We start from the raw sequence: 13581 nt of genomic DNA on the forward strand, positions 1-13581 counted from the left end.
GAAAGCGGTTACTAGATATTGTGTTTGGAAAATGGGCTTTAGAGCAACACCCTGTTTTCCAATATATTTTTCAGACTGATATGAGATTTTGAAGGTCCAAACTTTATAAGGTTGTCTTGGAATTCAGCTAACTCCTCAATCGACGCGGTTTGCACCTTTATGAGATAATTATATTCACCGCTAATCCGATATAAATCGGTAACTTCCATAGCATTTTTGCAAAAATCCGTAATCTCTTGGCAATGTTCTGTTTTTAATAGAATAAACGTAGTTGTGCCCCGATCCAGATCTCGTAGATTAAAAGCTGTATGATACCCAGAAATGATATTCCTTTCCTCCAGCTTGATCATTCGTTCTTTAACAGAGGGTTGTGACATCGAAACCTCTTTGCTGATTTGTGAAATGGACATTCGGGCATTGTACTGAAGTAATTGCATAATCTTTTTATCAATGTCATCTATAAGTTGTTCCATAGCAAGCGCCTCCTAAACTCATTTTATAAAATAAACTGATTCCACTAAAATACCTTAAATTTAATAACCATATTACTACAAAACACTTATCTTATATATATATCTCATATTTTAATACAACTATAATAAATATATATTAAAGTTGGGAGCGATTATAAATGAGTGTAAAAGGCCTTGCACATGTAGCGATTCAAGCCAAAGACTATAAAGCAACTATTTCTTTCTATATTGACGTTTTAGGATTTAAGCTAGGTCATCATTGGAGTCTGCCATCCTTTCAGATCAAAGAAGCCTCCATGCTGATTTCACCTGACCGCAGAACCTGCATTGAGATTTTTGATAATGATGCAGTCATCGCCGCTCAAGGAAAAAAAGCCTTGTCTGATGAAGATATAGCGCACGGAGCGTTATTACATCTTGCCTTCTATGTAGATAATGTAGAGGAGATGTATCAAAAAGCCCTTGCACATGGGGCAAAAGCTTTTATAGCACCGGACTCTCTGTCTCTGGGCGAACCGCCTCTTCTAATAAAAAACGCGATCATTCACAGTCCCAATGGAGAAGTTATTGAATTTCTTGAAGAGGTTGATTTTGATATTTCCAGCAAAGTTCATGTAGAATAAACGCTAGGGAGGGTTATGAATTATAAAACATACCATTCTCAGTAAAAAGTCGCTTTTCCTCTTAATTTTTTTGATATTTCTTATAGGAGTCTACTTTTTATTCTTTGGACTTCCGTGGAAGTCTCTGGCTTTAAAAAAGCAATTTGAAATCTATTTAGAAGATAAATATCAAATCGATTTCCAGCTGGGTAAGATGGATTTTGATTTTATACATCGCACTTACCTTTCTTATGCCCATCCAGTAAATGATCCCACTCTGATTTTTTATGTAGGTCAAGATATTGAAAGCAAGGAAATTCTGGATCTTTATAAATATCAAGTTGATAAACGAAATGCTGGGAGAAAGTAAGAGAATTTGAAGCCAACTTCTAGCAGATGAAGAAGGAATGATCGTATTGATTGTGATTCAAGCCATCGCTTGGCTCATCGCCTTCGCAGCCTTGTTATCCATGGTGTCGATTGTGCTGGTGAGCTGGAGGAACGGGATATCGCCGATGCCTACGTCAAAATCTGTACGCTCGGCTGTTGCCGTTGAGGTGAATCGGATTCCGGGATATAGCAGCATTGTGGAGGCGGGATCGGGTTGGGGAACACTTGGTATGGATGTTATTCGCCAATGTCCAGGCAAAAGGCTGACAGGCATTGAAAATTCCAGTATTCCCTTATGGACATCCCAGCTGCTTACTAGGTTCGGCACACGTATGCTACGAGCAGCCAAAGGCCAGAATCTGCTCCACGGAAGGCTCCGTTATGTACGTGGGGATATTTATAGCAGTTCTTACGAGCATGCGGATATTGTTCTTTGTTACTTATTTCCCGGAGCGATGAAACGGCTGGCGGAAAAGTTCAAGCGTGAGCTACTGCCGGGTGCGGTGGTTATTAGCATTTGTTTTGCCCTTCCAGGCATGCAGCCTGTCCGTACCATAACATGCACGGACACACTGCGTACCAAGGTATATGTATACACTTTTTAATTCAGGATTACCCCACTACTTCTTTTCAGTTAAGGTGGTAATTCTGGATTTTTTTCAGTTTATCCACTTGAAACTCCCCTTGCCAAAACAATGAATTGCACGGACTTTATACCACTACCGAGGTAAGTGATTTGTCCAGGAGAATGAATTTTATCCTAAATATAACTTTTTGTATGTCTTCTCCATCTAATTATACAGAGGGCCCTCAAGGAGGAAAAATCATTTGCTGGAAAACGAACTGGATATCAAAAAAGCGCAGAAAGGCGACCACGAGGCGTTTACCCGTCTTTTCAGGCAACTGGAATCCCAGTTGTACAGATTAGCCAAAACCATTCTGCTAAAAGATGAAGATTGCGCGGATGCTCTTCAGGAAACAACACTGAAGGTGTATAAAGGGTTGGCCAACCTTAAGCAGCCTAAGTTTTTTAAAACCTGGGTTATACGCATCCTGATTAATGAATGCAATCAGTTACTTCGTATGCGAGAACGAACTATAGCTGTGGCGGAAATTCCCGAGGAACCGGTCGTTTCCTATGTGCATTTTGAAGATTCAGGCAACGTAGACCTGCAAAGCTTCATTAATCAGTTGGACGAATCCCTGCGGCTTGCTATCGTGCTTTTTTATTATGACGATTTATCCATTAAGCAGATTGCAGATGTGCTCGACATCTCCGAGGGAGCGGTCAGGGCACGACTCCATCGCGCACGGAGATTGTTGTCCAAACAGATACATCCTGTGCCGGAGGAGGGTCTTGCTAATGAATAATAACAATTTAGAAAAGCAGATCAGGGAGCTAGGGAAAGCTAATATACAGGAGCTTCCTCCTTTACTACGATCACGGCAGGATTCGATTTATGCATCGCTGGCCACCATTGTCCAGGATCCTGTGGAAAAGGAAAAGAAAAAGCGGATTTATCCAAAAATCACAGCTGCTGTGACTGCGGCGATATTGTTAAGTGTTATGCTAACGGCTATCTATCCGCCTACGTTGGCCAATGCGCTCAAGCAGCTTCCCTTGATAGGTGGTATTTTTGAACGGGCAGATGATATAGGATTACAAGCGGCCCAGCGTCTGGGACTGACTTCCCGTCTAAACAGCAGTGATACGCATGAAGGGATCACCTTGTCTGCCGAAGAGGCTGTATTTGATGGCAGCCGGTTGGCATTCTCGGTGAAGCGTGAGGGAGAAGAACTGGAAGGTAAGCTAGCCGGAGTAACGATTGGAGCGGATGGGAAGCCTTTTCTAGCGGAAGGTGCGATAACCTCTGCAGAAGTATTGATCGACGGGGCTTCCCTGGAGAAATTTTCAGAAGGTCTCTGGAAAGCTATGCCGTTTCTAAGCTGGATAGAAGGTGCTGAAAGCAACACAGCTATTTTTAGACTAGTGGATTCCTCGAATTCGGGGATCTCCAACAAACCTTTTCCTGATCGATTTGTATTGACCGTAACCCTTGACTTAAACGGTATTGATGAACCGTTTGTTCTCCAAATTCCTGCGCGGAAGGCTACGATTAATAAAATTTCCACACCTGATATACGCGCACAAGTTGGAGGATGGAGTTTGATCCTGAAAAAGCTGGAATATAGTCCATTAACGACACGCCTGTCGCTCATGCTGGAACAGGATACAGACGAAGATCATACAGCATTGAGTTTAGTGGGCTTTGAAGTAAAGGATCAACAAGGACAGGTGCTGAAAGATATTTCGCAGAAAGTCCTCTCGACTTCCAATAGGTCACTTAATGTCGATTTGCTTACTGAGCCATTTGAGAAACACCCTAATATGCTCACAATCCGTGGCTATCTTTATGAGTTTGAGAACCCACAAAGTAAGAATGGAGCATTTAAAACAGACAGTTCTGGAAACCCAGTGAAGCATTATATTGACGGTCTAGAGATAAACGTGCTAGTTAAATAAAAATTAAGGAGCTTGATAATATCATGAAAAAAACGACTAAGAAGATGTCTGTAATTTTAAGTGCTGCTGTATGCCTAGGAGCGTTGGGAATGCCAGCTTTAACCCAAGCATCCAGTGCTCAACCCGCTGTTGAAGCTTCCCTGAATACAACAAAAGTGGCCGATTCACACGATCAGCTTACTTTAAAGGGCAGTGCACAGTTTGACGGTAATTATATTAAGATCGACCTGAGCCGTGAGGGATCGCTATTTTCAGGAATGCTCGCAGGAGTAACCTTAAATGATAAAGGCGAACCCTATCTTGCAGAAGGTACTATTGTGGGAATAGACGCCAAGCTCGCTCAACCAGGAGGCATCGATTTAAAAACACCACGCTGGATCAGTGACGGAGATGCCAACAAGGCGGTTGTTGTATTGCAGACCGGATGGCTAACCGAGCAACAAAAGGCAAGCCTGGCTTCCTCTGAATTGAGTATCTATGTGAAGCTTAACGGAATCGAAAACCCGTATGTACTTAAATTTTCCCTCAAGCAAGCAGGATTAGTGCGTAATATTCAGCTACCTGCTATAAAGAAAGACAACCAATTTGAAATCAAAACCACCCGTGTTGCTGCGGGAGAGACTTCTGTGCGTATCGCTTTAGCGGTTAAAGGGGTTGCCACCCAAGGCCAGGCTTTAGGATATGACATTTATGATAATCTGGGCAATAAATTAGAATCTATTGCAAGAGATTCTATTGCAGCAACTCAAAATACGGTTTCTGAAGATTTATTGTTCGAAGCGCCTCGCTCAGCCGCTGAATATCTAGTTATCAGACCTTATCAAGCCGTATTTGAAAAAGGCAACACCGGGGCTTATAAATTAGATGCCAAAGGCAATGTAGTTAAAAATTATAACAAGCAACTGGAGATCAAAATCCCTCTAAAATAATCGTTAACGCAGCTAGGAAAAGGGGATTACCTCTCCAGCCGAAGGCTTGAGGTAATCCCCTTTGTTCAATTGAAAGAAGGCTCATTATTACTGATCATTTATAGCTAAAAAGCGGATAGTAGCTGTTGTCCCCTTACCTTCAGAGCTACTATAATAAATTTCCCCGCCGTATTTTTCTACGATATTAAAGCAAATCATTAATCCTAAACCTGTTCCATTACTTTTTAATGAATAAAAAGGAGTGCCTAGCGACTTAACCTCAGCTTCCGACATCCCGCTTCCTTCATCGATGATTGTTATCTCAATAAAATTATTGTTCCTATTCGCCATAATAGAGACAGATTTACCAACTTCCGAAGCCTCTAAAGCATTTTTTATTATATTAATAAGCAGCTGCTTAAATTCAATTTTATTAATAGAAATCATGCAATCTTCTTCTACGTAGGTAACGATTTGATTATCAGATAACATTGCGTAGGAATGGAGCAATCCTGTAACACTTTCAAGTACATCCTTCACATCTACTTTTTCTAATTTTTGCTCTCCATTTGGCTTTGAAAGGGTTAGAAATTGCGAGATAATCTGTTCTACTGTGTTTAATTCATCAATCATTAATTTAAATTTTCTTTTCATAGGATCATCAAATGAAGGATCCTCATCAAAAAACTGCAAAAAACCTCTAACCACTGTCACTGGATTTCTAATTTCGTGCGCAACGGCAGCTGTTAATTGTCCAACCATCTTTAAACGCTCAGATTGCTGTAATTGTTCATAATAAAGCTGCTGTTTTTTCATCCGTTTAAATGATATTTGAAAAATGAAAAATAATAACACTTGAACCGCTATTATATTAATGAAATTGCCTAGCATATCATAATGTAAATATGTATATAAATCCCCTCTATCAATCAAGAGGATATAGCCAAATGTAACTACCATTAGTACCCCATTTATAATGAAGGAAAAATAGAACAATTTTAAATCAAAAAATAGAATAGACAGTGCAGGAATAAGACAAATGAGGATATAGGTAGTCCATGTTTGAGGATATAAAAAGAATAGCGTATAAAAATACGCAAATCCAAATAGAATGATAATCTTTCTAAAAGTATGTGTCTCATGCTTAGGGTAAATCCATAAACAAACCGTTAGAAACGCCACACATAAAAAATGAATGATATAACCAAAATCAATCCCATCTAACTCTAGGGTAGATAGTATCAATCCAAACATCATAAGAACGATGATCATTAACATTAATATGTAATAGGTTTTTCGATTCACCCGACTGTAGAACTCTCTCATGAATTCACCACTTTTAAATTGATTTTACCATTACGATAGTTATCTTACTTGTAAACTTATTGTCGAAATAAGAATTATATCAGTTGAAATAGTAATAAACAATAACTGAAAAAAACTGTAAACTCGATGATATTATAGTTTGTAAAAAACTAAAAAACCGGGAGATACCATTTTAACAGTATCTTCCGGTTTTCTGTTTAACTTTGCATATTCTTTAAGCAAACGTCCATGTAGGAACGCTTGAAACCGGCAAGGGCTCCCTGCCCAGTCGCGGTTGAATATAACCACGGCTTCTGCGCCGGTTAAAGCTTTCCTCATAAACTAGAGAGGTGTTTCGGTCCTGATTATTTTATTATCTCTTTCCCTCTTTCTTCTATTTATCGAATACAAAACAAATAATAAAATAAACCATAAAGGCGTCAACAATAATGCCGGACGAGTTTCATCAGCAAACAGCATAATTATGAGTATGATTGCAAACAAGGCTAGAACAACATAATTCACAAAAGGTGTGAACGGTGCCTTGAATTTTGATTTGGCCTGCAATTCCGGCTTCGTCTTTTTATATCGCAAATGGCAAATTAGAACGACGCCCCAAACCCAGATGAAACAAATGGCACTAATCGTTGTCACGATGCCAAAGGCCGTCTCCGGAATCAGCTTACTCAACAAAGCCCCTACAGATAAGACAAGCGTGGATATGAATAAAGCATTACTTGGTACATGATTTTTATTAAGCTTTGCAAAGTTGGCTGGAGCCTGGTCATTTCTGCTTAGATTGTATAGAATCCGGCTTGTTGAGAACATCCCGCTGTTACAAGCAGAAGCAGCTGAAGTTAATACAACGAAATTAATAACCCCCGCGGCAATCGGAATCCCCACTAAACTAAATGTTTTAACAAAAGGACTTTCTGCCGGGTTTAGTTCTGTCCAAGCGTTGATGCATAATAAGGCAATAATAGCACCCACGTAGAAAAATAGAATTCGTAAAGGTATTTTATTAATCGCCGATGGGATAGTTTTTTCTGGATTGGATGTTTCCGCTGCTGATACCCCCACCAATTCCACACCCACAAAAGCAAACACAACCATTTGAAATGAAAGTAAGAACCCGGAAATCCCGTTTGGAAATACTCCCCCATGTGCCCAAATATTACTGAGCGCAACCGTTCCGGTAGTTGTTTTGAATCCAATCACCAGTAAAACTACCCCTATGGCAATTAACGCGAGAATAGTGATTACCTTAATTAAAGCAAACCAAAATTCCAATTCGCCAAAGCTTTTTACAGTTAATAAATTGAGTCCTAATAAAATAATTAAACAAATGACTGCGGGTATCCATTGCGGGATATCAAACCAATATTGTACATAGACCCCAACAGCTATAATATCGGCCATAGCCGTCATGATCCAGCAAAACCAATAGGTCCATCCAGTTACAAACGCCGCCCGCGGTCCAAGATAGTCTTCGGCAATGTCTGTAAAAGATTGATAACCTGCTTTTGACAACAGAAGTTCTCCCAATGCCCTCATCACAAAGAAAATAGCGATACCCACGATTAAATAAGCAAAAATGATCGATGGTCCTGCCAGCTGTATAGCTTTTCCAGATCCTAAAAATAATCCGGTACCGATGGTTCCACCAATCGCAATGAGCTGAACATGTCGATTCTCTAAATCTCTCTTTAATTCTTGTGCTGCCATTTCGAACTCCCCCTTATGTGAAAAAAATAACAAGTGAAAATGATAACAAAAAAGAGATTGGATACGCTCCAATCTCTTAGGTATAAGAATAATAAATAAAATACATTTATTTATTCTGACGATGATCAGAATAACAAATGAATTATCTAGTACTCTTCTGTCCTTTTGCCTGAGATTGTGAACCCTTCGGCGCCGGGGGATTCCCCCACGGTCTCTCCAGAAGCTGCTCCTGCTATAGTGTGATCCATAGCAATCATAGCTTGCGAATTATTTAATTTTTATGTCGCTAACTTCATTTTTAATATTTTTCAATACTAATCATTGTCAAATATTTTGTCAATAACATTAATTACCGCTTTATTATTGTTCCATTAACTTTTATTGCACACAATTAAGGGCTTGTCAGCCAAGCCCCCAATTCTTCTGTCTGCAGGCACAACCTTCAATACGCTCTCCTTAGCACTCCATGACTGACTAACACCTTACATGTTTTCGTTTGAAGCCCAGCTGCGATTTATCAACTGCCTTTTGAATATTAATTGAAGCATTCAAAATCTTGCTTTTTGCACTACCGGTATGGACTTCCACCGGACCAACTTCCTTTGCAATCTCAACCGCTTTATCATGAAGCGGCAGATAGGATACGCCCACAGTGTAGATGAAATTGTTCATTGCGTATTTCGTTCGTTCAGGGGCATCATGAATCGTATTTTTAGCAAGCTCCAACATAGCGGCCAATTTTTCTGCGGAAAATTCACTGTCCGGGCGATTTCCGAGCAGCCAGCAGTAACAGTTCCAGCCCGCCGACATTTTCAACTCTATCTCACTTGCAATCCATTTATCAGAAACCTCTTGTGCAATATCCGTCTCCGCCAACGTTACTGCCACCACAAAGTCCGATAGCATATAAAAATAAGCCCCAGCAATCCACCGCTCAAAATCCGACTCTGTCATTGCTTTAGGCTCCGCGATCACCCCGGCAAAATACATAGCGTCATAATTTCCTGTAGCATAAAGCTGCTCGGCCAAGGGTTGATTATGTTTTATTTTTCTGAAGATAGGCTTCATCTGGCCTGTGGCCACACCAAAAAGCGGTTCGTGCGCGCCATTGGATAGATATATTTTCTTGGTGCGTTCCTTGCCGAGAGCTTCAAGCTCTTGCATGACCGTTTCTAAATCCATTGTTCGCACTTCCTTTTTTATGAATATTGGCTAGGGACTCAAACTTTACTTGAATATATCATAAAAGCCCTTATAAATATCTTCTTTTATACATCAAGGTAATTTGCCCCGCTATGTATTCAGCGCTATATTGGTTGCCATCCTTAATCCACCACATAATAATCCCCAGTAGTGAGGCTGCAATAATATCAACGGAGACTACCTCCTTAGTAGAGTCAATGTTCCTCGCGTTTCTTCGTTTTTCGACAGTATTTTTTAACAGGTTGGTCAAGTGGTTTTTGAAGCCTTTATGCTCAATCAATACAGCAAAAACTTTCCGGTATTCAAAAAAATAATTTAAAAAGGTGATCAGCTGCTCCTGTTCGTTGTTGCTCTTCATTTGTAATAGCGGTTCAACCTTCATGGATAGGTCATCGAAGATTTCATGTACGATCTGGCGCAATAAATCGTTAATATCCTCATAATGCAAATAAAACGTTGCGCGATTTAGTTCCGCGCGGTTGGCGATTTTTTGGACGGTCAATTGCGAAATCTCCACATTGTCGGCCAATAATGAAAAAACAGCGTTTTTCAACATCTTTTTTGAGCGAATGGCTCGTGGGTCAACTCTTTTATGTTCAGTCATTTCATCCCTCTATTATCGTTTAAATGGCCTTTCATCAACTAATTTGCCTATTCTGTCGATTAGTCGACATTTTCAATAAAATTGCAAATAGGAATACTTTTTAAATCCTGATATGATTTATTTTATTGACACTATGTCGAAAAAGCAATGAAGAGAGGACTGCAACATGCAAGAAGACACTAAGAACATAAATAAAGGGATCTTACTAACCATCTTAATCTTTGGTTGTTTCTTATCCACACTCAATCAGACGCTTTTAAATGTCGCCTTAAGTAGTTTGATGGATGTTTTTGATGTCACAGCAACAACCGTACAATGGATTTCAACAGGATTTATGCTGATCAACGGGATTTTGATTCCGATTACGGCCTATTTAATGAAACGTTTTACAACACGGCAATTATTTATAAGTGCCATGTCATTTTTATTAATCGGTTCTATAATTTGTGCAGCAGCGCCGAGCTTTAGTCTACTCTTAATCGGACGGATGATCCAAGCTGCCGGTGCTGGCATTATAATGCCGCTCATGATGAGTGTTGTGCTCGCGATCTTCCCCGTTGAAAAACGTGGCAGCGCTATGGGACTGCTTGGGCTGGCGATGATATTCGCTCCTGCTATTGGGCCGACCCTTGCGGGATTTGTTGTCGAATACCACTCTTGGCGCTGGTTATTTATCGGGCTTATTCCACTTGTCCTCATTGTTATAGCGTTGGCGTTCAAGTATTTAGTGAATGTATCTGAGACGTCTAAGTCGAAGCTTGATGTGGTAAGTGTTCTTTTATCAACCGTCGGATTCGGCTTAATTTTATACGGCTTCAGTAGTGCAGGAAGTAAAGGCTGGGATGATGTAATCGTGATCCTAACCTTAGGGATTGGGGTCGTGGTAACAGCCGTATTCTGTCTTCGACAAATCAAATCGGATGATCCACTGCTAAACCTGTCGGTCTTCAAAAATAAAGTGTTTACGATGACATCTCTTATTAACGTATTAATCACAATGATGATGTACGCAGATATGATCTTATTGCCTATTTATCTGCAGAATGGTCGCGGGTTTACAGCATTTGATGCAGGACTACTATTGTTGCCGGGCGCACTCGTAAATGCGTTCATGTCACCCGTCACCGGTAAATTATACGACCGTTTCGGTGCGAAACCGCTGTTCATCATTGGCCTATTGTTTATTATTCCATCTATGTGGGCGGTAACAGATTTATCTGAATCGACCACGTATACTTATCTAATGATTCGTACCATAGGCCTGCGAATTGGATTAAGCTTCATTACTATGCCACTCAATACAGCCGGACTAAATGCGTTGCCCAAACAACTCGGCACTCATGGTACAGCTGTGAATAATACCGTTCGCCAAATTGCCGGGGCCATTGGTACTGCTGTCGTAATTACAATTTATACAGTGCAGGCAACCAGTCATGCAACTACACTGATGCAGAATAATCCCTCCGCTACTCCTGAGATCCTTAAATCCCTTACATCGATTCTTGGGGCAAGTGACGCCTACTACTTCATGATGATTTTATCCATTGCCGCATTTGTTATAACATTATTTATGCCCACGAAAAACAAGCTCATGATTGAAAAGAAAGCAAACCTAGTTAGCAAGGAACCTCAGTTGTAACTAGTAATTGCAGAGTAAATGAAGAAAAGCCATTCCTTAGCGGAGTGGCTTTTGTTATACTTATGAGCTTTCGTCAATCATTAAAAATATCATTTTCAACTCCTTTTATACATTTTTTCTGCTTCAATAGGACTTTCTTTTGCCGTGATATGATGCGGAATTACCCGATAAACTTGAACCGGACCGCCAAATACAGCCGATCTATACTTTTCCACATGCTGCTTGGACAAGGGGCGATTATAATAACCCGGTACGTATTTATTGATCAATTCCTGAAGTACGTGTGTGGCTTCATCCAAATCTGAAATCGGTTCTGCTTGTCCAAATATCATTACGCTCATATAAGCTGTATCCGTTTTGGCTGGTACCGGGTCTGTAATAGTTCCGTATTCCTCACATACCGTAAAACATACCTCCGGATTATCACGCATGACCTGATTACGTCTTCCATCTCCAGCCCCGTGAATATACAGTTTCCCTTCAGTCCATACATAATTAAGTGGCACAACATAAGGGAGGTTCCCATCAACCAACCCCAGATAACCTAATCTCGTTTGGTGAAGGAACCTTTCAATCTTCTCTTGATCTAAGCATTCCCTGGTCTTGTAACGAACCGAATTCATATCGAATCTCTCCTTTTATTTAAATTGCGGATACCAGCGTTGTTACGGTAGTATATCAATGAATGGATTGTATTAAAATATCCAAAATTCGCTGTTTAGAGCAATCCATAATTCGTTTTTTATGATTGGAGTTTCTATTTGGAGGTATGTACGATGATGAAAGTAATTCGCAATGATAAGAGACCAATCTGGCAGCAATTGCTTGATCAAGCGATTCATAATATTACTAGCGGAGTCTGGGCACCAGGAGAATTACTGATTCCTACCCGCGAACTTGCGCACATCGTAGGTGTCTCCCGCTCAACTATACAGATCGTCTATGAGGAATTGTTAAGTCGAGGTTATACAGTTACCTCCCGCCGGGGAGGGACGCGAGTTAGTACGTGGAAGCAAGTCACTATGTCCACGAAGGAAATAGAAACAGAGGGCCCCACACCTCCGTCACTCTCCTTGCTAGACTCAGCTGTTGATCAATTACATGACTGGTTCAGAGGTAAAGAACAGCTAGAAGTGGATATTGATTTCAGTCCCCATGAACCCTATTTGGATGAACAATTTCAAAAAAACTGGCGGCAATCGCTGCTCCAGGCATCCGCTGAAATGGATTTATCAAGCTGGGCTTACGGTAACTGCTACGGGTACACACCATTACGTGAGCAAATACAGCGTTATTTATCACTTGAACGGGGCATACATGTCCAAACCAATCAGATTCTGTTGACCTCAGGAGCTCAGCATAGTATTGACTTAATCGCACAGTCACTTTTAGCTGATGGGGACACTGTCTCAGTAGAGGATCCAGGTTTCCCAGCTGCTTGGATGGCAATGAGATACCGCCGTATGAATGTGGTACCCGTTCCCGTTGATGAGTATGGTCTAGTGGTTGAACATATTCACCCGCAATCCAAGCTGGTCTTTGCCACCCCTTCCCACCAGTGCGCAGTAGGGGTCGTTATGTCGGAGCCCCGCCGGCAACAATTGCTGTATAAGGCCGTTCAAGAACGATTTTGGATCATTGAAGACGATTATGATAGTGAATTTCGATATCGCGGGGAGCCGCTGCCAACGCTGTTTAGTCAGGCATCTAATAATACTTTGTACCTCATGAGTTTCTCTAAAATGATTGCACCAGGTATTCGTATTTCGGCTATTGTTGGATCAGTCGAGGCGATTGCTCAGCTAGCGAAGGTGCAGGAGCTGACTTACCGTCATCTTCCGATTATGGATCAGCTAACACTAACCCACTTCATTAAAAATGGTCATTTTATGCGCCATATGCGAAGAGTCAGAAATGTGTACCGGCGAAGACACGAGGTCATGGCAAAAGCTATTATGGCTAGCGGTTTAGGGGAGCGCTTCACGCTCAGTGGAGTAGAAACTGGATTACATATGTTATTAGAAGCTGAGGAAACATTCGACGAAGAAGCTGTGACAAAGTTAGCCCTACAACATGGAATACGTGTGTACCCTCTTGGGCCCTATTGTTTGGATAGCAAAAGAAAAGGATGGGTATTAGGGTTTGCAAAAGTAAATGAGGCAGCGATCGAGCAGGGCATTCATCGTCTTGCGGAGTTGATCCTATAAA

At 40.9% G+C, this 13581-nt stretch carries 14 protein-coding genes and 1 riboswitch; of the genes, 8 read left to right on the plus strand and 6 right to left on the minus strand.

All coding sequences use genetic code 11. From position 1 onward, the window contains the following. Positions 1–38 precede the first annotated feature (38 nt). Positions 39–473 (minus strand): Lrp/AsnC family transcriptional regulator, encoded by a 435-nt coding sequence (locus PODO_RS29260; RefSeq protein ID WP_038573865.1) that lies wholly within the window; start codon positions 471–473, stop codon positions 39–41. 158 nt (positions 474–631) lie between these two features. On the opposite strand from PODO_RS29260, the gene PODO_RS29265 reads away from it, so the two are divergent. The 6 genes from PODO_RS29265 (at position 632) to PODO_RS29290 (ending at position 4918) form a co-directional block, all read left to right on the plus strand. Continuing rightward, complete coding sequence (locus tag PODO_RS29265; protein ID WP_038573867.1) at positions 632–1096, plus strand: VOC family protein; 465 nt, start codon at positions 632–634, stop codon at positions 1094–1096. A 70-nt stretch (positions 1097–1166) separates the two neighbouring features. Beyond that, complete coding sequence (locus tag PODO_RS31770; protein WP_038573869.1) at positions 1167–1445, plus strand: hypothetical protein; 279 nt, start codon at positions 1167–1169, stop codon at positions 1443–1445. A gap of 37 nt (positions 1446–1482) precedes the next feature. Continuing rightward, positions 1483–2070, plus strand: a complete 588-nt coding sequence (locus PODO_RS29275; RefSeq protein WP_038573872.1) for a class I SAM-dependent methyltransferase — start codon at positions 1483–1485, stop codon at positions 2068–2070. 223 nt (positions 2071–2293) lie between these two features. Continuing rightward, positions 2294–2836 (plus strand): sigma-70 family RNA polymerase sigma factor, encoded by a 543-nt coding sequence (locus PODO_RS29280; protein ID WP_235219471.1) that lies wholly within the window; start codon positions 2294–2296, stop codon positions 2834–2836. Beyond that, on the plus strand, positions 2829–3989 hold the full coding sequence (locus PODO_RS29285; protein ID WP_038573874.1) for a DUF4179 domain-containing protein: 1161 nt from the start codon (positions 2829–2831) through the stop codon (positions 3987–3989). Before PODO_RS29280 ends, PODO_RS29285 begins: the two co-directional genes overlap by 8 nt. A 23-nt stretch (positions 3990–4012) precedes the next feature. Further along, complete coding sequence (locus tag PODO_RS29290; protein WP_038573876.1) at positions 4013–4918, plus strand: DUF5643 domain-containing protein; 906 nt, start codon at positions 4013–4015, stop codon at positions 4916–4918. 87 nt (positions 4919–5005) lie between these two features. Here the strand turns inward: PODO_RS29290 and PODO_RS29295 are convergent, their stop codons facing one another. The 4 genes from PODO_RS29295 to PODO_RS29310 all read right to left on the minus strand — a co-directional run bounded on the left by PODO_RS29295 (position 5006) and on the right by PODO_RS29310 (position 9686). Continuing rightward, on the minus strand, positions 5006–6169 hold the full coding sequence (locus PODO_RS29295) for a sensor histidine kinase (protein WP_244886411.1): 1164 nt from the start codon (positions 6167–6169) through the stop codon (positions 5006–5008). A gap of 375 nt (positions 6170–6544) precedes the next feature. Further along, complete coding sequence (locus PODO_RS29300) at positions 6545–7927, minus strand: amino acid permease (protein ID WP_036682353.1); 1383 nt, start codon at positions 7925–7927, stop codon at positions 6545–6547. Positions 7928–8074: 147 nt separating this feature from the next. Continuing rightward, positions 8075–8157: riboswitch (glycine riboswitch) on the minus strand. Positions 8158–8401: 244 nt separating this feature from the next. Beyond that, positions 8402–9109: a DNA alkylation repair protein gene (locus PODO_RS29305; RefSeq protein ID WP_038573880.1), complete on the minus strand. Its 708-nt coding sequence runs from the start codon at positions 9107–9109 to the stop codon at positions 8402–8404. A gap of 70 nt (positions 9110–9179) precedes the next feature. Beyond that, positions 9180–9686 (minus strand): TetR/AcrR family transcriptional regulator, encoded by a 507-nt coding sequence (locus PODO_RS29310; protein ID WP_244886412.1) that lies wholly within the window; start codon positions 9684–9686, stop codon positions 9180–9182. Positions 9687–9900: 214 nt separating this feature from the next. On the opposite strand from PODO_RS29310, the gene PODO_RS29315 reads away from it, so the two are divergent. After that, complete coding sequence (locus tag PODO_RS29315) at positions 9901–11373, plus strand: DHA2 family efflux MFS transporter permease subunit (RefSeq protein WP_038573885.1); 1473 nt, start codon at positions 9901–9903, stop codon at positions 11371–11373. Between the two features lie 95 nt (positions 11374–11468). Here PODO_RS29315 and PODO_RS29320 read toward each other — a convergent pair whose 3' ends face one another. Beyond that, positions 11469–11996, minus strand: a complete 528-nt coding sequence (locus PODO_RS29320) for a pyridoxamine 5'-phosphate oxidase family protein (protein WP_038573887.1) — start codon at positions 11994–11996, stop codon at positions 11469–11471. 153 nt (positions 11997–12149) lie between these two features. Between PODO_RS29320 and pdxR the strand changes: the two genes are divergently transcribed. Beyond that, positions 12150–13580, plus strand: a complete 1431-nt coding sequence (gene pdxR, locus PODO_RS29325) for a MocR-like pyridoxine biosynthesis transcription factor PdxR (RefSeq protein ID WP_038573889.1) — start codon at positions 12150–12152, stop codon at positions 13578–13580. Position 13581 lies beyond the last annotated feature (1 nt).

The organism is Paenibacillus odorifer, assembly GCF_000758725.1.
GTDB classification, from domain to species: Bacteria; Bacillota; Bacilli; order Paenibacillales; family Paenibacillaceae; genus Paenibacillus_AQ; species Paenibacillus_AQ odorifer.